Source organism: Wolbachia endosymbiont (group B) of Melanostoma mellinum (assembly GCF_947251465.1).
Classification (GTDB): Bacteria; Pseudomonadota; Alphaproteobacteria; order Rickettsiales; family Anaplasmataceae; genus Wolbachia.
This window is the reverse complement of record NZ_OX366366.1, coordinates 1,726,668-1,749,808: the sequence shown is the minus strand read 5'-3', so window position 1 is coordinate 1,749,808 and position 23,141 is coordinate 1,726,668. Positions and strand designations below refer to the sequence as shown.

The 23,141-nt window shown below is 35.2% G+C and carries 14 protein-coding genes, 1 tRNA gene and 1 pseudogene; 8 read left to right on the top strand and 8 right to left on the bottom strand.

Features of this window, described 5'->3' with window-relative positions:
• Positions 1–56: 56 nt before the first annotated feature.
• From OPR42_RS08120 to OPR42_RS08110, 3 genes and pseudogenes are all read right to left on the bottom strand, one after another.
• Positions 57–678 (bottom strand): annotated as a pseudogene (locus OPR42_RS08120) (IS6 family transposase).
• Positions 679–760: 82 nt separating this feature from the next.
• Positions 761–2,149, bottom strand: a complete 1,389-nt coding sequence (gene fumC / locus OPR42_RS08115; protein ID WP_265042282.1) for a class II fumarate hydratase — start codon at positions 2,147–2,149, stop codon at positions 761–763.
• 188 nt (positions 2,150–2,337) lie between these two features.
• Positions 2,338–3,486, bottom strand: a complete 1,149-nt coding sequence (locus tag OPR42_RS08110) for an ankyrin repeat domain-containing protein (RefSeq protein WP_265042281.1) — start codon at positions 3,484–3,486, stop codon at positions 2,338–2,340.
• Positions 3,487–3,556: 70 nt separating this feature from the next.
• On the opposite strand from OPR42_RS08110, the gene tnpC reads away from it, so the two are divergent.
• Positions 3,557–4,909: an IS66 family transposase gene (tnpC, locus tag OPR42_RS08105; RefSeq protein ID WP_265042338.1), complete on the top strand. Its 1,353-nt coding sequence runs from the start codon at positions 3,557–3,559 to the stop codon at positions 4,907–4,909.
• Here the strand turns inward: tnpC and OPR42_RS08100 are convergent.
• Positions 4,906–5,232, bottom strand: coding sequence for an ankyrin repeat domain-containing protein (locus OPR42_RS08100; RefSeq protein WP_265042280.1), 327 nt, complete (start codon positions 5,230–5,232; stop codon positions 4,906–4,908). The genes tnpC and OPR42_RS08100 overlap by 4 nt on opposite strands.
• A 214-nt stretch (positions 5,233–5,446) precedes the next feature.
• The gene (locus OPR42_RS08095; protein ID WP_265042279.1) at positions 5,447–8,365 is read right to left on the bottom strand and encodes a PD-(D/E)XK nuclease family protein; all 2,919 of its coding nucleotides are present in this window, start codon (positions 8,363–8,365) and stop codon (positions 5,447–5,449) included.
• 108 nt (positions 8,366–8,473) lie between these two features.
• Here OPR42_RS08095 and OPR42_RS08090 point away from each other — a divergent pair, with 108 nt between their 5' ends.
• The 6 genes from OPR42_RS08090 to OPR42_RS08065 all read left to right on the top strand — a co-directional run bounded on the left by OPR42_RS08090 (position 8,474) and on the right by OPR42_RS08065 (position 17,189).
• Complete coding sequence (locus OPR42_RS08090; RefSeq protein ID WP_265042278.1) at positions 8,474–11,551, top strand: phosphoribosylformylglycinamidine synthase subunit PurL; 3,078 nt, start codon at positions 8,474–8,476, stop codon at positions 11,549–11,551.
• A gap of 281 nt (positions 11,552–11,832) precedes the next feature.
• Positions 11,833–12,141: a hypothetical protein gene (locus OPR42_RS08085; RefSeq protein ID WP_264376426.1), complete on the top strand. Its 309-nt coding sequence runs from the start codon at positions 11,833–11,835 to the stop codon at positions 12,139–12,141.
• 262 nt (positions 12,142–12,403) lie between these two features.
• Positions 12,404–12,481, top strand: a tRNA-Arg gene (locus tag OPR42_RS08080).
• Positions 12,482–12,563: 82 nt separating this feature from the next.
• Positions 12,564–13,682 carry a molecular chaperone DnaJ gene (gene dnaJ, locus OPR42_RS08075; protein WP_012481762.1) on the top strand — a complete coding sequence of 373 codons (1,119 nt, stop codon included), beginning with the start codon at positions 12,564–12,566 and terminating at the stop codon, positions 13,680–13,682.
• Positions 13,683–13,851: 169 nt separating this feature from the next.
• Positions 13,852–15,486: a ribonuclease J gene (locus OPR42_RS08070; RefSeq protein WP_265042277.1), complete on the top strand. Its 1,635-nt coding sequence runs from the start codon at positions 13,852–13,854 to the stop codon at positions 15,484–15,486.
• Between the two features lie 446 nt (positions 15,487–15,932).
• Complete coding sequence (locus OPR42_RS08065; RefSeq protein WP_064085826.1) at positions 15,933–17,189, top strand: Tol-Pal system protein TolB; 1,257 nt, start codon at positions 15,933–15,935, stop codon at positions 17,187–17,189.
• Positions 17,190–17,227: 38 nt separating this feature from the next.
• On the opposite strand, the gene gatC is transcribed toward OPR42_RS08065, so the two are convergent.
• Both gatC and OPR42_RS08055 read right to left on the bottom strand, forming a co-directional pair.
• The gene (gene gatC, locus OPR42_RS08060) at positions 17,228–17,581 is read right to left on the bottom strand and encodes an Asp-tRNA(Asn)/Glu-tRNA(Gln) amidotransferase subunit GatC (RefSeq protein WP_010401704.1); all 354 of its coding nucleotides are present in this window, start codon (positions 17,579–17,581) and stop codon (positions 17,228–17,230) included.
• On the bottom strand, positions 17,571–18,491 hold the full coding sequence (locus OPR42_RS08055; RefSeq protein WP_265042276.1) for a ribose-phosphate diphosphokinase: 921 nt from the start codon (positions 18,489–18,491) through the stop codon (positions 17,571–17,573). Before OPR42_RS08055 ends, gatC begins: the two co-directional genes overlap by 11 nt.
• A gap of 286 nt (positions 18,492–18,777) precedes the next feature.
• Here OPR42_RS08055 and OPR42_RS08050 point away from each other — a divergent pair, with 286 nt between their 5' ends.
• Complete coding sequence (locus OPR42_RS08050; RefSeq protein ID WP_265042275.1) at positions 18,778–20,778, top strand: AAA family ATPase; 2,001 nt, start codon at positions 18,778–18,780, stop codon at positions 20,776–20,778.
• A 346-nt stretch (positions 20,779–21,124) separates the two neighbouring features.
• Here the strand turns inward: OPR42_RS08050 and tkt are convergent, their stop codons facing one another.
• Positions 21,125–23,089: a transketolase gene (gene tkt / locus OPR42_RS08045; RefSeq protein ID WP_265042274.1), complete on the bottom strand. Its 1,965-nt coding sequence runs from the start codon at positions 23,087–23,089 to the stop codon at positions 21,125–21,127.
• Positions 23,090–23,141 lie beyond the last annotated feature (52 nt).

Sequence of the window (23,141 nt, the reverse complement as noted above, 5' to 3'; positions counted from 1 at the left end):
TCTGTCGAATCTATAAACCATAGGAAAGAAGATCATTAAAGGTGGGATTATAGGAGTTATGAAGCCATTAACATAGCAAAATTCTCAAAAGTAGAAACATTATTTTAATAATTTGTCTTTTTTGAATCATACGAATATTTTCTATGCCTGTGATGGTAATCTTTGCGGAATGGAAGCTTTTAAACCCAAGCATTGGCTTTATTAGTTTTTTGATAAATCTATCAACAATATTATTTAGATATTTTATTTGAAGAACTGTAATCTTCAGAAATTTCTGCATTCAAATCATCAAGAGCAGCAGTATTACTGCCGCTTTTATCAATTACAATTTTCTCAGGAAGATAGTTACTCCTGAAGGCTTTATGAAAGAATGCAAGTGCTGCAGACTTGTCTCTACTAACACACAAGTCTACAGTATATAAATAAACCCATTTACCGTTTAATTTAATGTAAGTCTCTCCAACTACTACCAACCTGCTTCTTTCTTTTCCTTACTGCCTCATCTATCAGTGGTGATAACCCACCTTTGTAACGTAGCATTTTGCTCCCCTTATACTCATCATTTCTTCCAAATCTCGATAGCTCAAAGAGAATCGACATTTCATGTATACAGATAACATCCGCTGAAAAGCTAAATCCTTTGAAATATGGCAACAATTTTTGATTGATACGAAACATCTTTGCTTTTTTTTTAGACAATTATATCATTCTTCTTTCTACTTCCCTACAAATGCGACAGAACCCTAAAAAAGGTGGTAGTTTAACCTACCATCTCCTCTGGTTTCACTATCCTTTCAAACTCCTCCTCAGTGAGCAGTTGAAGTTTTGCTGCTGCTTCTTTTAGAGTGATATTTTCTTTATAAGCAAGCTTCGCTATTTTTGCTGCATTGTCATATCCTATATGCGTATTTAATATAGTAACTAGCATTAACGACTGATTTAGTAAATCCTTTATTCTTTCTTCGTTTGCTTTAATATCAACTACGCATTTCTCTGCAAAATTTAAACTTGCATCAGCTAAAAGTCTTATAGACTGCAAAACATTGTAAATTATCACCGGCTTAAACACGTTCAATTCAAAGTGACCATTTGAGCCACCAATTGTCACGGTAACATGATTTCCCATAACTTGAGCACATACCATAGTCACCGCTTCGCATTGAGTTGGATTCACCTTACCCGGCATGATTGAAGAGCCAGGCTCATTTTCTGGTAACATTATTTCTCCAATTCCGCATCTTGGACCAGAACCAAGTAGCCTTATATCATTTGCAATTTTCATCAAGCTTACTGCTACTGTATTGAGTGCTCCACTGAGCTCAACTAAAGCATCATTTGCTGCTAGTGCTTCAAACTTATTTTTTGCTGAAATAAATGGAAAATTAGTGATTTTTGCCACTTCTTTAGCAAAATCCTCAGCAAAACCCTTTTTAGTATTGATTCCCGTGCCAACCGCGGTGCCACCTTGTGCAAGTTCATATACATTGATCAGAGTTGACTTTACTCTCTCTATTCCCTTTTTAATCTGAACTGCATAGCCAGAAAATTCCTGCCCAAGTGTTAGAGGAGTTGCATCTTGCAGATGAGTACGCCCTACTTTTATTATATCTTTAAATTCATGAACCTTATTATTTAGCGCTTTATATAATTCTTCAAGATTGGGAATAAGCAAGCGGTTTATTTGCTCTGCTACTGCTATATGCATTGCTGTTGGAAAAGTGTCATTTGATGACTGACCACAGTTTACATGATCATTTGGATGCACTGGAGACTTACTACCTAAATCACCGCCCAAAATTTCTATTGCACGATTGCTGATCACTTCATTCATATTCATGTTAGTCTGAGTTCCAGATCCGGTTTGCCAAACAACAAGTGGAAATTGATTATTAAATTTACCGTCTATTATTTCCTTTGCAGCTGAGCAGATTGCATCCCCTACTCTATTATCTATGCTACCCTGCTTCATGTTAACACGTGCTGCTGCAAGTTTTACTATTGCTAGCGCTTTAATCAGAAACTCTGGCATTTTCTCTGTACCAATTTTGAAATTTTCCAAAGAACGCTGAGTCTGCGCTCCCCAGTAATGTTCACTTGGTACTTTTACTTCTCCTAAGCTATCTGATTCTATTCTAACTTTTTTATCCATATTTCCTCATTCTAGTGCTTGACACTACATATATGAATTAATTAAATCAAATTGTATTTCAGTGTCAAGTTGAGACATTTTTAGTGAAGACCTTAGAAAATTTTCAAGCCATATCTTTTACTTCTATTATTTTTTTATTGTTATTAAGGCAATCATGCAACCTTAAGCAATAAACCTACTTTCACTCTCTATAAGGCTATTCTACTTAGAGCTTGAATAGTGAAAACATCTTTAAGCGCAGAAGCTATACCTTTGTTTGCTTTCTCTTTTTTTACTTCTACAATCATATAACCCAACATTGCACCTAACGCTAGACTAACGGTCGCTGATGCTGCACAAACTGTAATCACTGCTCCCGCAGAACATGATATTGTCATACCTGCAACATAACCTACTATACCACTAACACCAATGCAGACGTATTTCTTCCGTAGCTCTTTTTGTATATGACTTTTCAGATATTCTTTTACATCTAAATGCCCGTTTCTAGTAGCATAATTCAGAGCAGTGTTTTCATAGCCATCTTTCACATTAACATTTGCTTTTGCTGTTTCTATCAGGTACTTTACTACCTCTAAATAGCCACTTCCAGCAGCCCACATTAGAGCAGTTCTTCCATAGTGATCTGTTGAATTAATATCTTCTTTCTGTTTTTCTATCAGGTATCTTACTGTTTCTAATTGACCATTTTTGGCAGCTGAAAATAATCCTGCATGATTGTTAATCATTTGTGCAAATGATAATGTTTTTAGTTTAGGGGGTTGTAACTCTTGAGTATTAAAGTTTAATTGTGCTGGAACAATTTCTACTTCAAGCTCTACATGTTCTCTTGTGAAACGATCAAGTAGCCTTTTTACCTGATCAATTGTTTGAATTCTTACCTTATAATACCGCGATAAAGAATTGATTATTTCCCTGTTGTTAAGAAAAAATATCACTAATTCTATTTTACCTGTTAAATCTTTAGCATAGATTGAGTATTCTATATTTAATCTATCTTGTGAAATATTTCGTATTGTCTCACTCTCTGTCCAAATTCTTACCTGTTCATTAATTCTCTTACTTACAAGAAAATTATATAATTCACTATCTTCTTCCTTCATTTTATTGAGCTCATCCTTACAGTCATACCAATAAGATGATAACTCTGGTATACAAGTAGGAAGAGGTAAGCGAGGTATTGACATATCAAGATTAGCTATTAAATGATATCTAGTTAGAAGCTTTGCTATCTCCGTATGGCCATTTACAATAGCATATGTTAGGGCAGAGAATTGACCTTTACGTTTCACATTTAAATCGTATCCGTTCAGAGGTGTGGCAAGGATAAAAAACAATTGACATAATATATTAAAGTAGTAATAACACAAAATGTTGATAGTAAAGTAAGGCTAGATGCTTCAATTGTTGATCAGTATTGTAGAGTTATGTAAAAACTTAGAGCAGAAAGTAGCAAAGCTTGAAGAAAAAAATAAAATCTTAGAAATAGAGAATGCTGAACTAAGAGAGAGACTCGGCTTAAACTCAAGGAATTCATCTTTACCAAGTTCAAAAGAGCTGTACAAAATAAAAAAAGACACACCAGAAGATAAGTCAGAGGGCGGCAGGAAGATAGGTGGTCAAGTTGGACATAAGGGGAATTGCCGAGCTAAAATGGAAGCAGATGAGGTGGTGAAGGTAGAGTTACCAAATAGATGCGAGTGTGGTGAAGAAATCGCAATATCGGAAAAACCATATGTCTATCAAAAAGTTGATTTACCAGAAATTAAGCCTTACGTAGTTGAGTATCAATTAGAACATGGTCGCTGTCGTAAATGCGGAAAAAGAAGGAGTAGCAAATTACCAGAAGGAGTTACACCGGATACCTTTGGTCCTAGAGTTAAGTCAGTAGTTGCATCACTAAGTGGGTTTTATAAGAATTCAAAGCGAGAAATAGCGAATATTATGAAAGACATCTTTAACATGAGTATAAGTGTTGGTAGTGTGTCCAATAGTGAAGCAAGGGTTTCGTCAAAATGTAAAGAAGCCTATGAACAAATAGAGGAAGAAATAAAAGCAAGCGAAATTTTGCATATTGATGAAACCAGTCACTACAACAAAGGCAAATTGGGATGGTGCTGGATGTTTGCCAACAATAAAGCAAGTCTTATGAAGTTAGCAGATACAAGAGGAATGAAATTTTTAAAGAATAGTGCATTTTGTGATTACAAAAACCTGGTAATTACTGACAGATATGCAGTTTACAACCACTTCAGTGATGAAAAACGACAAATTTGTTGGGCTCACTTATTGAGAAATTTCGAGAGGTTATCTCATAGTTGGAATAGTGAAGTAATGAGACTTAGCCATTGTTTAAAAGACGCAGCTAATGGATTGTTTGTATTAAAAAACGCTTTGTCAGAAAATGAAATTAGTATTTCAAAGTTCACTAAGCAAGCTAAAGAATTACGAAGATACATACAGTACTGCATGATAAAAATATCTTATATACTTGAAGCAAAAGGAGCTTCACGAACGGTAAAGGGTATTATAAAATCCGAGTCAATGATGTGGACATTTTTGGATGACCCAGAGAATATTCCATTAACGAATAACCATGTTGAGCGACAGATACGGCATTATGTTGTCTATCGTAAGAATTCATATTTTGCACAGTCAGAGCGAGGGAATAGATTTCTTGAGCGGATAATTTCGTTGTATCTGACTTGGAAACAAAAGGAATTAAACCCTTTTCAAAACCTGCTAGCTGTTGTTTCTTAAACCACACCTCTGAACGGATACTTTAAATCAGCTCCATTTGCTATTAGAAGTTGTACTACCTCAAGATGACCATGGGCAGCAGCATGAATTAGAGCAGTTATGTTTCCCGGAGATTCTGCATTAACATTTGCTCCCTCTTCTATCAAGTATTGTAATATCTCTAGTTGACCATTGTCAGCAGCCCATATTAAAGCAGTTCTCCCATAATCATCATCTATTGTATTAATAATTGCTCCACCCTGTATAGCTTGCTGAACAAAATCTAGCTGTCCTTTTTTAGCAGCATCAATTAGCTGCGCATTTAGCTGTTTTTGTGATGGCATATACCCCTCTAAAATAAATATACAATTTAAAGCTATTTTAGCCACTATTCAAGTTTTAATGGCTAAAATTGATTGAATCACTTTTTAGTGTTTTTTTATGGTTGTTTGAGTCTAGCAAAGATTAGTCTATATCACAATCTAGTAATTCTCCTACTGCACTTAGTAAACCAGCTGTACAACCAGCTATTTTGATCTGGATGAGAGGAGATATAATTTATAACCACTCCCCTATCCTTTCTAGTTGTTTGTAGATGTTAAATCTCAGGAATTTATCAAAATAAGGAGAGGCAATGAAGGGAGTAGTATCTCTTAAATAATTAGATAAGAAATCTGGTAGAATATTCTGAAATTCATGCATTTTTTGTCTATAATCTTTCAAAGCAATAACCTTTATTTTATCATAATCAAGTTTCCAATAAGCAAGCTCCGAGACTTCTTTTTTTGTTGTGTATTCCACTGCTAAAGCTTGTAAAATTAATTGCGGGAAAAATCCTGACATAACTTCCTCATTGGAAGGTGGTGAACCAAGTTTATAGTCTATAATTGCTACTTGCCCACCTGGTAGATACTCAACTCTATCACATCTTGCTGTCAATAAAATTTCTTCTGTCATTCGAGTATCTGACCAGCTCTTATTACACAATTGTCTGGTGTGTTCATTTGCAATCAAATTTTCTGGATCCAAGTAGTCAAGCACTGGGATGACACCCTTATTCTTAGTGGAAGTTGTACAGCATCCGCGCAGTTGTGTGTCACGCGCTGGAATATGAAATATCGGATAGGAAAAGCTCTTCTCCAACTCAACTTGATTGTTTCCAGTCCTATCAAACTCAACAAAAGATTGAATTATCCTCTGCAACCTTACCCACCACATATTTGAAAAGTGGAATCGATTAGACGAGAATATTTCTCGTGCAATACTCATCAGCGACTTTTCGTTGCGTAAATATCTTGCAAGAATATTGTGTACCATAGTGCCAAACTCCAATATCGATGGCTTAAAATTTAAGTCTTTCAACTGTCTAAGGTTCAGTATGTATTCAACATAAAATGAATAAGGGTTACGAATCAGTTTTTCTACCGCACTGCAAGACATCACTTGCATTTTTCCTTCTCTGACTTTGGCTTGAGGTTTTGGCATAGGCTGAGTACATGGAACAATGCACTCAGGTGTATTTAATATTCTTAGCCAATTGCGATAAGGATATTTTGGTTCTTGTAACAGAACTTCCAAACGGCGCAATAGAATTGATTTTCTATCACTCACTAGCCTCGTAATATAAACCTTGCCGGCACCAAATAAATTGCGCAAAGTATACAAAAAGTACCCTTGCTCTTCTTGCACAGAAGGAAGGTTAAATTTTTCTCTATTCAGTGCACTCAAAAACGGATTCTGAAAATTTGGTATATCATTAAATCCAGCAAGTATTACAACTTTATTTTGATATAAGCTAAATTTATCAAAGTTATTTTCTGGAGAAAAAAACTTCCTTTTTAAAAATAATATCAGGATTTGACTATATAACTCTAAGGAACACTCAATTGCTATACCGTCACATGCATTTAAGAAATCACGAGTAAAATTACCTATTTCACCATTTAGCTCTAGAAAATTCACATTAGAAAGCACATTAACACACTGTAAATGAGCTGCTGCTATATCAGAAATAGGATAATTTATAAGATTAAGTAAAAGATTAAATATAGTTTCTAATCTACTGATAATAATTAATATATCTTCTTTATATCTTAGCTTTTTACAAGTACTAATAGCGTTGATAATATCCTTAAGACCATTTATATCAAAGCTACGCAATACTTCTATCTCAAACTCAGATAAAATACGAGTGTACTCTTCTTGAGCGTAACCAAAAGTCACTAGCCTATGTTTAAGAAGAGAAAGCAATGCCACACCGTTCCATTTTGAGTTCAAAATCTCAATACTATAAAGCAGAAGCGTCACATAAGAATAGTTTTTCGATATGGGGCACACCATACGAACTGCAAGTAATTTATCAAAAACAAACAAAGAAACGTTTTCATAACCTTCATTCTCCATAATTAGTGACGTCACCTGTGCTTCTTCCTCTCTGGAATCACAAGTGATGACTTCAATATTGCCAATATATCCATTACTAACTTTACTTAGATCGGCAGTTGTATCAAAGACATAATCTAGTTCAGGACTGCCTGTCATCCCAGCCCTCTGATTTTTAGTGTACGAACATTGTAATTTGCAGGTAATTTGAGTAGTAGATGATGTCATTCCAGTGCTTGACACTGGAATCCAGTTTCTATTGTACAGCCACCTGGTGCACTCATTTAAAGTTAAGTTTTCTGGATCCGAGTGTCTGGACACTGGAATGACATCAGAACAAGCTTCTGGCAGAAAACTTACATCCTCTCTGCCTATACTTAAATAATCGAGCAGATCTTTCAGGCAATATTGATAATGTTTTTTATCAAGTGATTGCCAATCTTTCTCTTTAATTTTCAAATTCAGATTAGGTAAAATTATCTTTCCAAATGGCAGGTCGTATACAGCTTTAATCAACAACTTATAAATCTCCTCCTTTCCAATTCCAATAAAGATCATATGCTGATCTTTCTTCAGGGAGGCTATCATATTGTTTATGTAGTCACTCTTATGCTTTAGTATATCTACTACTCCTAAATTTTTTAAAGTGTTACTCCAAGTTTTGATAAGTAAGTTTATGAAATTCTCCATTTTCTTTGAATGCTCATCAAGCTGATAACAATCCGCTATTTGGGTATATTGAAGTAATGACGGCAAACTGTAAACTAGATCGATTGGAAAACTATCATTGTGTTTTTTATTCCACTCCAATATAAATTGAATGAGTAGCAGCGTTCTCTTTGTCGGGTTAATAACTTTAACTCTATCAAGATTTAATATTAAATCTTCTTCATCAATGTTTTCTAGTGAAACTATCTCTGGCAAAATTATAGTTCTGTAATTCTTGAATGCACTCAGCAATGCTATCACATCCCTCTTGCAGGGAAGTATGATCTTTATCTCGGGAATTTTTTCTCTTTCATATTCAGAAAATATGTGCTGAACCAGAACATCAAAAAGGGACTCATTCACATTAACAGTAAAAACTCTTCCCACTAACAGTAACAATTAATACAACACTTTTATTGTATAGAAATTATTTAAAATATAAATGTGCTCGCAGTTTCTTATGCTATGATATATTAAAGTCTTTCACAATATTACATGGCAAACATCAGAATAGAAGTTTTTAATAAATGTGAACAAGTTGGCCGTAGAAGGGTAGTTAATGTTTACTTGATTTACATAAGCAAAGAATTACCATCAAAATTACATGAAGAAATTTGTGGGCTATTTTATAATAAAGTCATACAAGACTGCCGTTATTATTCCTACAATGAAAACCTTCAATATAACTTCATAGAATCACAAGAAAAGTGGGGCTTGGAGATAAGCTTTTTACCTGGCATGACCGATAACGTAGGAAACACGGCAAAACAAATTGTTAGAGAATATCTAATGAGCAAAGGCCACATTGATGAAAGTGTTTCTATCAAGGCAAGAAGTTCAAAATTGATTCTAAGTCAAGGAGGTTTTCCAACCGAAGATGACATAAAACAGGAATTCAATCCTATTACTGAATATTGCACACTTGTCTATAAAGAAAACGGCAATTGCCATTGGAAGTATTACAGTAAACCAAATACCCCACCTGGTGTCATTACAGCGCGTGACCAGGAAAAAAAAGAATGGATTCCAGTGTCAAGCACTGGGATGACACCAGGTAATAATGGAGCAAAATCTGTCAAACTCAATGTAAGTGACCAAGAGCTTGAAAAAATCAGCAGAGATGGAATCGATGGTAATGGCACTTTAGGGCTCTCGCTGGCAGCAATGAAAGCTATAAAGGATTACTTTAAAAAACTCGGTAGAAATCCATATGATATTGAACTTGAGTCTCTGGCACAGACTTGGTCTGAACATTGTAAACACAATATTTTTTGCTCCCCTATTGATGAAATAAAAGATGGTCTATATGCTCATTATATTAAGCGTGCAACGCGTGAGATAAATTCTAACATATGCGTGTCAGTTTTCTCCGACAACGCAGGAGGAATAATTTTTGATGACGATTACTTGATTGTAGATAAAGTTGAAACTCACAATAGTCCTTCAGCTCTCGATCCGTTCGGTGGAGCAATGACTGGAGTGCTTGGAGTTAATCGAGATATAGTCGGTTTTGGCAAAGGTGCAGAACCTATCATGAATACTTATTACTTTTGCTTTGCCAAAGAATCAAAAGGCAAACTTTATAGAGATAAAGAGCGTACTGATAAAATCTTACCACCAAAATATATAATGAAAGAAGTGATTCACGGTGTTAATGTTGCTGGTAATTGCTCCGGTATTCCAACGCAACTTGGATCGGTATACTTTGACGATAGATTCTGTGGAAAGCCATTAGTTTTTGTTGGAAGCATCGGAATTATTCCACGGAATATAAATAATGCACCTTCACACATAAAAGAACCCAAAAACGGTGATAAAATCGTAATTATTGGTGGAAGAGTTGGAAGGGACGGAATTCACGGTGCAACTTTTTCTTCAGAGGCATTGTCGGGAAACAGCCCTTCAACAATTGTGCAAATTGGTGATCCTATAACACAAAAAAAATTATCCAACGCCGTCGTAAAAGCAAGAGATCTTGGTCTTTATAATGCAATAACGGATAATGGAGCAGGCGGTCTATCATCGTCCATTGGTGAAATGGGAAAAGACGGATTTGAAGTTGATTTGAGCAAGGTTCTCCTTAAAAACAATGGTATGGCTCCGTGGGAAATATGGATATCAGAATCACAAGAGAGAATGACCTTAGCAGTGCCAGAAGAAAATCTTCCTGCGTTTAAGCAAATCATGAAAACACATGATGTGGAGGTCTGTGTAATTGGAGAATTCAACAAAAGTGGCAAAGCCGTTGTTAAATGTCCCCCAGGGGCAGTAATAATGGACATCGAAACTGAATTTCTGCATGATGGTAATCCTAAAATGCATTTACAGACAAAGCCATGGTCTGGAAAATCTAACCCATACGCTGTCATTCCAGAATTCTCTCCTGTTATCCCAGTGCTTGACACTGGAATCCAGCAGGCTTTGTCTGCAAATAAATCTAAAACTTTATGTAAAAATACGTGCGATGGCAGAGTTGAGCTTGAGATAGATTACAGTGTCAAGCACTGGAATGACACCTTTGCACTAAAAGAAATGCTAAGCAGACCAAACATACGCAGCAAAGAGTTTATAGTGGTGCAATATGACCATGAGGTTCAAGGATCGTCAATACTGAAACCACTGCAAGGCAAGGGAAGAGTGTGCAGTGAAGCTGTTGTCTCGAGGCCAGTCCTTTCTTCAAACAAAGGTGTTGTAAAATCGCAGGGATTTGGCTCAAGTTATGGAGAAATTGACACTTATCACATGGCAGCATGTGCGATTGACACTGCAATACGCAACTACGTAGCTGCAGGAGGAAATATAAATCATCTAGCGTTGCTCGACAATTTTTGCTGGTGTGATGCTTATAATCCAGAAAGGCTGTGGCAACTAAAGAGAGCTGCAGAGGCTTGTTACAACTTTGCAACTGCATTTAAAACACCATTTATATCCGGAAAAGATAGTATGTTTAACGACTTTAAGGGATATGATGAAAATGGCGAGAAAGTGATGATATCTGCACCACCTTCACTACTCATTTCAGCAATTGGAGTTATAGACAATATTGAAAATGCGGTATCGCTTGATGTGAAAATGCCAGGGGACTTGATATATGTGCTTGGTACAACCCACGATGAGCTTGGTAGATCTGAATATCAGTTATATAGTGGAATAGATAATAACAACGTGCCAAAAGTTAATGCAAAGAGCGCTAGGAAGTTGTATGAACGTTACAACCAGGCAATAAAAGATGGCATAATTGTCTCTGCAATTGCACCAAACTTAGGCGGCTTAATTATTGCTTTGGCAAAATCGCTAATTGCAGGAGACCTTGGTGCTGAAATTGATCTTTCACTAGTACCAATAGGAAAAACACAAAATACAGACATAATAAACAAGATAATAATGTTTTCTGAATCGCAAAGTAGAATATTAGTAACCATTGCCCCGCAAAATCAGCGGAAGTTTGAAGAATTGTTTAAAGGTATAGTTTTTTCATGTATTGGAAAAGTGACAGAGGAGAAAGCTCTCAATATAAAGGATATTATAAGAATAGATTTGAAAGACTTAGGTACTAGTTTAAATAACTTTTGATTACGCTAGACAAATTTTTCATTATGTGTAATGTCTGATTAAAATAAATGCATATTATTAAATTTGGGTAGGTGATTATGTCCATTTTATCAATACTCTTGCTTATCAGTCTTTCTTTACTTAACACTTCAAATAAATTAATGATATGTGCTGCCTTATTTGTGGGAGCTACTTTAGTTGTAAACTCAATGGTTGAGTTTTATGGTAGAAGCAAAGCTACTTACAGCTTAATAGTGTGTACAGTGATATGCTGTCTTTTTAAATTGCAAAATTTTAGTTTTATGATACTGGTTCTATATACTGCAATTTTAATCTCTCTTCTCTCAAGCATAGTTGTTTTTGAAGAATTAAAGTCGAAATTGAATTTTCATATGGCAAATTTCATCACTTTAATTATAGCATCGGTCATTGATAGTACGATTATTTGTGTTGGACTACTATACAAAATTTCTGCAGGTAAATGCTTATCAATATATATTAAAGATTTAATTTTCAAGTTTTCCTATGCATCGATATTGAGTATCTGCTTGTTTGTAGGAATGTATTTATTCTCCTTGGCAAGCAAGAAGTATTTTAAGGTTTCTGCATAACCCGTCTTCTGATATAGCCAAAATAGTTTAGATTTAACTATAACCGTCATTCCGCTATTTGTTAGCAGCTTGGCAGTATAATGTGAAAAGCTCTTATTCGGATAGCGGTTCTAAAATCACAGTAATTGGAAACTGTTAACTTAAGTTATCCTTTAAGAGAGCTAGTACAATTTCTTACAGGTTTCATACATGATAAGAGTTTTATTTTTAGCTAAACCAATTGAAATAAGCTATAAAATCTGTTAAAGTCAGCTTTGTGCAAGCACCCTTAGCTCAGTTGGATTAGAGCATTTGACTACGGATCAAAAGGTCGGGCGTTCAAGTCGCTCAGGGTGCACCATATTTTATAGGAAATAGAGGTCATACTTGAAATTCATATATGTAATACCTATCTTTAAAGGTAAAATACTGAGCTATTATATATGAACAAAAAAGACTACTATGATCTGCTAGAAGTGAGCAGAAATGCTAGTACTGACGAGATAAAAAAAGCATATAAAAAACTAGCATTAAAATATCATCCTGACAGAAATCCTGGTAATAAGGAAGCAGAGGAAAAATTTAAAGAAGTAACAGCTGCATATGAAGTTCTATCTGACTCTGAAAAAAGAGCAGGTTATGATCGTTATGGTCACGATGGTGCTTCCGGTGGATTTGATTTCAGCCAAGCTGGAGGGGATTTTAGCGATATATTTAACGATTTTTTTGGTGGAGGATTCGGCGGCAGTACAAGTAGGTCAAGAACAAAAAGAAGTACAACAGGAGTATCTGGAGCAGATCTGCGCTACGACCTTAAAATTACCTTGGAAGATGCATTTAAAGGAATACAAGCACCTATACATTATGTGACAAATATAAAATGTAATACATGCCAAGGCACAGGTAGCGAAGGAGCAATCAAACCAGTTCAGTGCAACACATGCCAGGGAAGCGGTAGAATTAGAACTCAACAGGGCTTTTTTACCATTGAAAGAACGTGTACTACATGCTATGGGGAAGGAGAAATAATACAAAATAAATGTAAGAAATGCGGTGGAAGTGGACGTAAAAGAGATGAAGTAAATATCTCCGTTTCAATTCCAAAAGGCATAGAAGAAGGAGCTAAAGTAAGGGTCAGTGGTAAAGGAGAAGCTGGAGCAAGAGGTGGAAAAAGCGGAGATTTATACGTATGTGTGAAAATAGCTACTCATCAGATCTTCACTCGCAATAGAGCAGATTTACACTGTAAAGTGCCTATAAGAATGACACTAGCAGTACTTGGTGGTGAAATCGATATTCAATCAATTGATGGAGCTAAAATAAAAGTAAAGGTCCCTGAAGGCACTCAAACTGGTACCAAACTACGTTGTAGGGAAAAGGGTATGCCATATATGAACTCACATGCTCGTGGTGATTTATACGTACAGGTAATAGTTGAGACTTTAAATCCAAAGAATTTAACCCAAAAGCAGATTGAGCTATTAAAAGCGCTTGAGGAAGAGGAACATGAAAGTGTAGAGCAGAAATCTGAAGGATTCTTTGGAAAAGTAAAAAAAAAATGAGAAATTTGCTAAATGATATAAAGAGGTAGCTGTATACACTTAATTCTTTTTACCAATTTGAAAGCCTTCTCTTTTAGTGAAAAGATTTTTTTAAGTTATGCAAAAGTGATAAATTCCTTTATTTAAGGTCGAAGTTTTGCTATCCTCGCATTTTAATAATTTAAAATTAATGAACATAAACAAAAATGAGTTTTTATTTCTTCCTCTTGGAGGAGTAGGAAGAATTGGGATGAACGTTAGCCTATATCATTATCAAGGCAAGTGGATTATGATCGACCTTGGTATCGGTTTTGCAGATGAAACTATGCCAGGTGTTGAGCTGCTCATCGCTGATGTAGATTTTATTGCTCAAAGAAAAAAAGATTTGCTTGGAATAATAATTACACATGCACATGAGGATCACTGTGGTGCAGTGCCTCATCTGTGGGAAGATTTGCAATGTCCCATATATACAACAAAATTTACAGTTAATTTTCTCAAGGAGAAACTAAAGGAGTTTCGATTGGAAGGTGTGGTACCTGTGAAAGAGGTAGACATAAATGGCAGCATAAATTTGGGTCCTTTTACCGTTGAGTTTATAAATGTAACTCACTCAATTCCTGAGGCAAATTCAATATTAATTAGCACTGAAGCAGGTAGTGCACTTCATACTGGGGACTGGAAATTTGATCCAAAACCTGTTGTTGGATTAATTTCTAATATAGAGCGTTTAAAAGAAATTGGCGATAAAGGTGATCTACTTGCAGCAATTTGTGATTCAACAAACATACTGAGCAAACACGACCCTGAATCAGAAAGTGAAATTTATGATAATATTTACAATATAATAAAGCGGTCTAAAAAATTGGTTGCTGTCTCGCTATTTGCCTCGAATGTGGCGCGAATTGAAACAATAAGCCAAGCTGCAAAAGCACTAAATAGAAAAGTGGTTTTACTTGGCAGATCTTTATGGAGAATAGTGAAAGTTGCGCAGGATAGTGGTTATTTAACTGATTCTCCTGAGTTTCTAGAAGCAAAGGAGGCAGTAAATTTTCCAAGGGAAAAGCTGGTGCTACTTTGCACAGGTTGTCAAGGTGAGCCACTGGCAGCAACCTCAAGGCTTGCTAATAAGAGTCATCAAGCATTTAAAATGCAGCAAGGTGATACCATGATCTTTTCATCAAAAATCATTCCTGGCAATGAAACTCGTGCACATAACATGCTCAATGCCTTTATTGAGATGGGAGTGGAAGTTATTACTGAAAAAACAGAGAATGTTCATGCTTCCGGACATCCAGTAAAAGCAGAGCTAAGGGAAATGTATTCTTTGATAAAACCTAAGATAGCTATTCCAGTTCATGGTGAGTATATTCATACGGATGCACATGTAAAGTTCGCTAAAGAGTGCGGTGTGAAAAAAGCAATAATGATTGCACCAGGTGATATTGTTAATTTGGAGAATGGAGAAAAAGTTAGTTCAATTGATGTTGACTACTTTGGTATTGATGGTACGTTGCTACGCCATCCAGAATGCAGCGTTATAAAGATGCGTGAGAGAATGAGAGATGCTGGGGTTATTGTAGTAACAGCAATTGTGAATAAGAAAAACAAATTGCTCGCTAAGCCAAAAGTATTTGCACCTGGTGTTTTCGAAGCGCAAGAAGATGCAGCCATTATGCAAAAGATCATAGAGAAGGTTGAGTCAGCATTTAGTCCACAACCGATAAAAAAAATAAGAAATAAGATTGAAAGTTCAATATTTAGTATCTTAAAGGAATATTTACTAAAAAGACCTATAATTGAAGTCCAAATAGAACAGGTATAGAAATATACCTCTTTTTATTAACCATTATTTGAGTAAGAAGTTAACAATGTATTCTTTGATGTTATTTCAGCATGCAATACTGGAATCCGTAAAAAAAAATCAGTGTCAGATCACACAACTATACAAACATTGTGATTTGAATCTACCAGAAAGGTGCCATCTCAACGCCCAGGCAAACATTGTAGTTTTAGAGCAATCTCCACCAGTAGAGTGTCATCCCAGTGCTCTGACACTGGAATCCAGTTTTTCATGCAACCTTGTCAAAGACGTTTATTTTAGAATAAAACAGCTACTTTTATGCTTGCCACCTCAGTGCACTTACTTGCAGTCAAATTTCTGGATTCCAGTGTCAAGTACTGCAGAAATTGATTTACTCTACTGTCATGCAGTTTAACTTCAAAAGTAAGCTATTTGCTGAGATGACAGGAGGTAATGCAAGAAATCTAATGAAGCTATTCGTTCAATTGGTGTTATTTATTTCGTTATTTATTCCTTATTCCACAAAAGCTGTTTTATATGTTGATATAAAAAAAAGCAATATTGGTAATATTGATCTTGTTGTATCTAAATGTGCATGCAAGACAGAAGTGGAAAGTGAGCTAAGTGAAAGCATCACAAAAGTAATTGAAACAAATCTATCTAATTGTGGCTTATTTAATGTGAAACGTAACACGAAAGTTGAGTCTTGGAAAAGCGATACTGTAGTCACAGTAAGTTTAAGTGAAGTATCAAACAGAAATTTAGAGCTATCTTTTCGTTTATCTGACAGCTTTACAAACAGAGAATTACTTACTCAGTCGGTTGTTTTTCTAGCAAAAGACTGGAGGAAAATTAGTCATCTTGTTTCAGATGTGATACATGATAGATTGATTGGTGAGAAAGGGCATTTCAATACAAAAATTACATATATCGCTGAAGAAAAAGATAGCAATTACAAATCCGTCCGTAAAATTGCTGTGATGAATCAAGATGGAAGTAATATAAAGTACTTAACAAATGGTGAGAAATTTGTGTCAACACCAAGATTTTCACCAAATGGAAAGGGTATTGTTTATATCTCATACACAAATGGTAAAAGTTATATAATATTAAAAAATTTAAAAGATAACACTGAATCAATAATCAGCGCATTTGAAGGAGTTATTTCTGCACCCAGATTTTCTCCTGATGGTAAATCTCTTTTTATTTCCCACTCATTGAGTGGTGAAACAAATATATTATCTCTAGACTTAAGCAGTAAACGAACAAAAAAAATTACTAAAGGTTCAGCTATAAGTACTTCTCCCTCTTTGTCTCCAGATCAAAAGTACATGGTTTTTAGTTCTGATATAAGTGGAAGTCAGCAACTATATATCATAGATTTCACTAAAAAAAGCAAAAAACCCAAGAGAATTAGTTTTGGAAATGGAAGATATGCTACACCTGTTTGGTCGCCAAAAGGAGATCTGATAGCTTTTACAAAAATTCAGTCAGGAAAATTTTACATAGGAGTTATGAAGCCAGATGGCAAAGAAGAGCGCTTGCTTTCAGAGGGACATAAAATTGAATCTCCGGCATGGCTACCAAATGGCAGAGAAATTATCTTTACTAACGCAGAATCACCAAGCAACTCTAAATTATATTTAGTAGATTTAGTAAAGAAAAATCAAAAAATGGTTTTTACTCCAACGAATGCTTCTTTACCAGATTGGTCTTATTTTTGAAAGTAGATCTATAAAATCGGTATAAATCTTGCTTTATCTTAATCGTTTATAACCTTCGGTACTACGAAATACCCATGCTCCGATTTTGTATTGGATAATATTTCTTCTTTAATGTTTTGAGAATTTATAATATCATCGCGTACATGGACATCCTTATCTATAGTTCCATAACGCATAGGAGAAACACCTTCAGTATTAACTTTCAACAAAGTATCATGTATCCAATCCAGCATTGTCAGTTCTTTTGAGTAGTATTGAATCTCATCATCGGATAACTTAATCCTCACAAGCTGTGCAGTTTTAAGCATTTCTTCCTTAGTAATTGTTATTTTTCTCTTATTTGCAAATTCTATTAACGAAGTGATAACATCTTCTGTTGATCTAGCTGGCACTTTTACCTCCTTGCATAAAGCAAATTAAAATATTTGCAATTGAAACAACCTCTATCTTATCATTTTTTTCAAATTTGTGAAATACGGTGTCCGTAATTACTAATTTATCCAGAGAAGAGGAAGAGATTTTCTCAACTGCATTTCCTGAAAGTACGCCATGTGTAATGCATGAAACTACAGACTTTGCTCCTCGGTCTTTTAAAGCAAGGGCTGCATTACATAATGTTCCGCCAGAGTCAACTATATCATCAACAATGACGCAATTTTTGTTTGCAACTTCTCCGATTACATTCATTACCTCAGATGTACCTGCTTTTTCTCTATATTTATCTACTACAACAATATCATTATCCAACTTGTGTTTTTCCTCTAAAATCTTTGCAAAAGCACGAGCTCTGCCAATTGCTCCAACATCAGGCGCAACTATTGCCAAGTTTTCCTTGTATATAGAGTTAACAAATACTTCAAAACAGCTTAGATTAGTAACTGGTATATCAAAAAAACCTTCAATTTGACTTGAATGCAAATCAATAGCAGCAACACTGTTTGCACCAGCTGTTTGAATAAGATTTGCAGTTAATTTAGCACTTAAAGCAGATTGCATATTATTGTTTTTAATAACCCTATCCTGCCTACTGTATCCGTAATAAGGAATAATAGCTGTTATTCTCTTGGCTCCAGATCTCTTTGCTGCATCAATTGTAAGCAGAAGCTCCATAAGGTTATCATTTACAGGGGAAGAAAGAGATTGCACTACGTATACTTCTTGATCACGTAGATCATTTGCTACTTCTACATTTACCTCACCATCGGCAAATCTTGACACCTGATTGGGGAATAGCTGAGCATTTAGCCCACTTGCTATTGAATCTCCTAATCGTTTACTAGCGCTACCTATTATTACCTTCATATATACCAATTAAGTTTTGAAAATTATACAGAAACCATGGAACGATTAAAACTTTATTCTTGCCGCCAAGTGGATCATAGAAACGAAAAAGTTACTCGAAACATTTCACCAGCTTTCTTATCATGCAACTCGTTTTCACAAAGGTACGTACTATTTTTCTACTTAAAAATAAAGTAAATTTTTTGTGATGCTAAGCATTTTCTATAATTTTTCATTAGATTTATTAAAAATTTGACAATTATTAAAATATAGGCTAAAATATCTATATATTTAATGGAGAAACGAAATGGATTTTAGTAAATTTCTTCTAGACGACTTTCTTGATTTGTCCTCGAAAACAATAAACATAAGTGAATTAGTAAGCTTTTTACAGAGCAATCTTAGTATTACAAAGCTTAGTTTAAAAAGCTGTTATATTGGTGATGAAGGAGCAAAAGCTTTAGCTAATGTTAATCTTGCAAACCTTACTCAACTTGATTTAAGTTGTAACAAAATTGATGCTGAAGGAGCAAAAGCTTTAGCTAATGGTAATCTTGCAAACCTTACTCAACTTAATTTAAGTTGTAACAGTATTGGTGATGAAGGAGCAGAAGCTTTAGCTAATGGTAATCTTACAAACCTTACTTCACTTGATGTAGCTTTGAACAACATTGGTGATAAAGGAGCAAAAGCTTTAGCTGATCTTAAAAAAGTTAATGTTAAAGGTATAGAAAATTTTGGAATAATAGATAGTTTTATAAATCAATTAAAACAAAGTAACTCTTCAATAGAAATTTTTGATCCAGATAAATCGGAAAATAAAACAACACTTGATGATATTATAATTCCAGAAAGCGTTAAAAAGGAGCTAAACAAGATTCTTGGTATTATTCCAGAAAGAAATAAAGCATTACTTCAAAAGGCAGGTTGCAAATCAGAAAAAGGCTATCTTTTTTATGGTCCACCCGGAAATGGTAAAACCAAAATTGCTCGTGCAATTGCATGTCAAGCTAAAGCAAAGTTTATTAGTGTTTCTGCATCTGAATTTCTGAAATCGTATATTGGTCAAGGTGAAAAGCACGTAAGAGAAATTTTTAAAAAGGCAAGAGCAAATGCTCCTTGTATAATTTTTATAGATGAAATTGATTGTATTGCTACAAAACGTGGTAGCGGTGGTAGTTCTAGTCATGCTCAATCATGCGACAGCCTTGTGAATCAGTTTTTAACCGAGCTCGATGGTTTCAACCCACTAGAAGGTGTAACAGTAATTGCTGCAACTAATCGTAGAGATGTTTTAGACACAGCGTTTACTAGGCCAGGCCGTCTCTCTAATCATATTGAAATTCCTTTGCCAGGTAATGCCCAGCGTAAGGATATATTGGACTTATATATAAAAAAATTCAAAGGTATTGAAGAGTTGGAAGTTACAGTAGATACTCAAAAACTTGCAGATAAAACTGATGGTTTCTCGGGAGCTGAGTTAGAATATTTAATAGATAAAACAACAGGGGATATCATATCTTCTTTTGAAAGTGAAGGAAAAGTCACTATTGGTACTAGTAACTTCATTCAGGCAATTAAGGAGAAGAAATCTAAAGAGCCTGAAGGTGAGCAAGTTAATAATGATCTAGAGTCACTCAATAGTCTTCTTCGTAATAAAAATAATGTAGAAAGTCATAGCTCTGCAAATAGTAGTTCAGATGTTGTAGTTACTCAACAGTTGGCTAAAGTGACTAAATTACTTAATGGTATACAAACTAAAATTAATGCGCTACAGAAAGAACGTGAGGAAAGATTTGAAGAACTTGACTCTAGGAACAGTAACTTAGAACAGGGCCTAGATTCTGTAAGGAAAGACTTAATTAAAGTAACTCAATGTACTAAAGAATACACTCAATTAAAGGATGATCTAAAGACTATCACTGAAAAATATACTCAACTAAAGAGTGAATTAGAGAGTATGGTAACAACCGAACTCAAGAAACATGAAAGCACATTAGAGAATCGTGTTAAAGATCTACAAAAACAATTTGAAGGTAAAAATAAAGAGCTAAATAGTAAATATGAAAAATTCTTAGGAGCAAGCAACAATAGTAAAAGGCAAGGTAGTTACGCCTCTATTTCTTTTGTATTATCTGGAGCATCTGCTGTTGGTGCAAGTTTGACAATGTTTCATTTAGCAATGTGTCTTTCACTCGCTGTAGCCGCATTAATTTTTCTTGCAGCAGGATGTTACTGTTTGTATAAGGCAAATACAACACTTAGTAATGTTGAAATTGATCAAACTACTAATCTTGTAGTTGTTTAGATAGTTTTTAGGCTTTTAAATCTGTACCTGTTTGGCAAGTTAAAAAGTCCTTGCTGGTGCTGTAGCTTAAATTGAAGAAAATGGCGGAAGTGTAGAGTGAGGTAGTTTTTGATCAAAAATTTAAGATATTTTTAAAAAAACCACCTTTCTTGACGCGTATGAACACTCCCAAATTTTTTATAGGTTTGACTTCACCTGATTTACAAATAGAAATTGGTTGAGTGTTTGCCATTTATTCTTATAAACAGCATTTTGCTTTTTTTAGCACGTAGCAATTCTTGAATTCTATGATATTATTTTTGTAAAATTGTTATATATATCATAATAACGGCACTGGCTGAGTTCATTAAGTAATTTTATGGGCAGTGGAATGATAAAAAGCGTTTTCACAAACACATTTTACTACATAATCAGCGCTAATATTAAAATGCTTATAAAGAGCTTCATAAGGTGCTGATTCTCCAAAATTTTTCATGCCAATAAATATACCGTTTGAACCTATATATTTATGCCAACCCACTTCACTTCCAGCTTCAATTGCAACTTTAATACTATCATTATTTAATATTACCCCTTTATATTCATCACTTTGCTCGTCAAAAAGCCTCCAACACGGCATAGAAATGACCCTTGTACCTACACCTTTTTCCTGTAATTTTTCTCTTGCCTCAACTGCAATTTCAACTTCAGATCCGGTAGCAAATATCGTCACTTCTAGCTTCCCTGAATATTCGCATAGTATATATGCACCAAATTTTGATAGGTTGGCCAATTGGTCAGTATAAGAGTGCATGTAATTAATATTTTGCCTTGAAAGCGCAAATAGTGCAGGTGACTCTTTTTTTTCAAGTGCAATGCTAATGCACTCCAAAGTTTCAATTGCATCTGCTGGCCTAAAAACATACAGATTTGGTATAGCTCTCAGAGAAGCTAAATGCTCTATTGGCTGGTGAGTTGGACCATCTTCTCCTACTCCAATTGAGTCATGAGTCATTACATATATAACCTGCTGTTTCATCAAGGCTGAAAGACGTATAGCAGGGCGGCAGTAGTCGGAAAATACTAAAAAAGTTCCACCATAAGGAATAATCCCACCATGAAGAGCCATACCATTCATACAAGCTGCCATAGCGTGCTCTCTCACTCCATAGTGTACATAAGAGCCACTATAATTATTACTATCTATTGCCTGCATGTGCTTATATTTAGTACAATTTGAACCGGTAAGATCAGCAGAGCCACCAATTAGTTCTGGCATAGACTTAGTTAATAGTTCCATTACTCTGCCGAAAGAAGATCGAGTAGCTTCGTTTGGCATTAGCTTACATATTTGTTTCTTCAGATCAGCCAAATCACTCTCGATATTATTCGGCAAACGTTTCTCAAGTCTTCTTTGTAGTTCTTTATTGATCAAGGATGTATAGTTTTGCTTTGCCCTCTTAACTGTTTCTATCCAAGCGTTTCTCACATCTTCTGGTACATGAAATGGTTCATAGTCCCAATTTAATTTTTCTCTCATCTGTTTTACATCTTCCTCTGTAAAGGCACCACTATGAGCAGAAGATGTGCCAGCACGGCTCGAAAATTTTCCGATAATAGTTTTGCAACAGATTAGTGTAGGTTTATCAGACTTTTGCGCCTGCTCTATTGCAAGGGATATAGCATCAAAGTCATGCCCATCGATTTTGTCAACATTCCATCCATACGCTGAAAAACGCTTTTCTACATCATCAGAGCAAGAGAGGCTAGTAGAGCCGTCTATAGAGATGTCATTGTCGTCAAAAAGTGCTATCAGCTTATTTAATTTAAGATGCCCAGCAAGGGATGCTGCTTCATGGCTTATACCTTCCATAAGACAACCATCTCCTAGCATTACGTAAGTGTAGTGACTGATTTCAAACTGCTTTGCAAGAATCGATTCAGCAAGTGCCATGCCAACAGCAGTGGCAAATCCCTGACCAAGCGGGCCTGTTGTTGCTTCTATACCAGAAGTTAAGCCAAATTCTGGGTGACCTGGAGTTTTTGATGTAAGTTGCCTGAAGTTTTTTAGTTCATCTATACTAATGTAGCCTGTCAGATATAATATAGAGTATTGCAACATTGAACCGTGACCATTTGATAGGACGAAACGATCTCTACTGATCCATTTAGAATCATCAGGGTTATGGTTTAGATATTTAGCAAATAATACAGTGGCAACATCTGCCATGCCAAGTGGCATACCTGGGTGTCCAGAATTTGCTTTTTGTACCGCATCAATTGATAAAAAGCGGACAGCATTTGCCATGGATTTTAGTAGTAGATGATTCATGTATTAATAGGAAAACTTAAAAGTGAAGTATACTACATCATAGTGGCAAAAA

Coding starts and splice junctions, on each gene's coding strand:
- OPR42_RS08070 (WP_265042277.1), top strand. CDS start 13,852: ATGAACATAAACAAAAATGAGTTTTTATTTCTTCCTCTTGGAGGAGTA.
- dnaJ (WP_012481762.1), top strand. CDS start 12,564: ATGAACAAAAAAGACTACTATGATCTGCTAGAAGTGAGCAGAAATGCT.
- OPR42_RS08090 (WP_265042278.1), top strand. CDS start 8,474: ATGGCAAACATCAGAATAGAAGTTTTTAATAAATGTGAACAAGTTGGC.
- tkt (WP_265042274.1), bottom strand. CDS start 23,089: ATGAATCATCTACTACTAAAATCCATGGCAAATGCTGTCCGCTTTTTA.
- OPR42_RS08100 (WP_265042280.1), bottom strand. CDS start 5,232: ATGCCATCACAAAAACAGCTAAATGCGCAGCTAATTGATGCTGCTAAA.
- OPR42_RS08065 (WP_064085826.1), top strand. CDS start 15,933: ATGAAGCTATTCGTTCAATTGGTGTTATTTATTTCGTTATTTATTCCT.
- OPR42_RS08085 (WP_264376426.1), top strand. CDS start 11,833: ATGATACTGGTTCTATATACTGCAATTTTAATCTCTCTTCTCTCAAGC.
- OPR42_RS08055 (WP_265042276.1), bottom strand. CDS start 18,491: ATGAAGGTAATAATAGGTAGCGCTAGTAAACGATTAGGAGATTCAATA.
- OPR42_RS08050 (WP_265042275.1), top strand. CDS start 18,778: ATGGATTTTAGTAAATTTCTTCTAGACGACTTTCTTGATTTGTCCTCG.
- fumC (WP_265042282.1), bottom strand. CDS start 2,149: ATGGATAAAAAAGTTAGAATAGAATCAGATAGCTTAGGAGAAGTAAAA.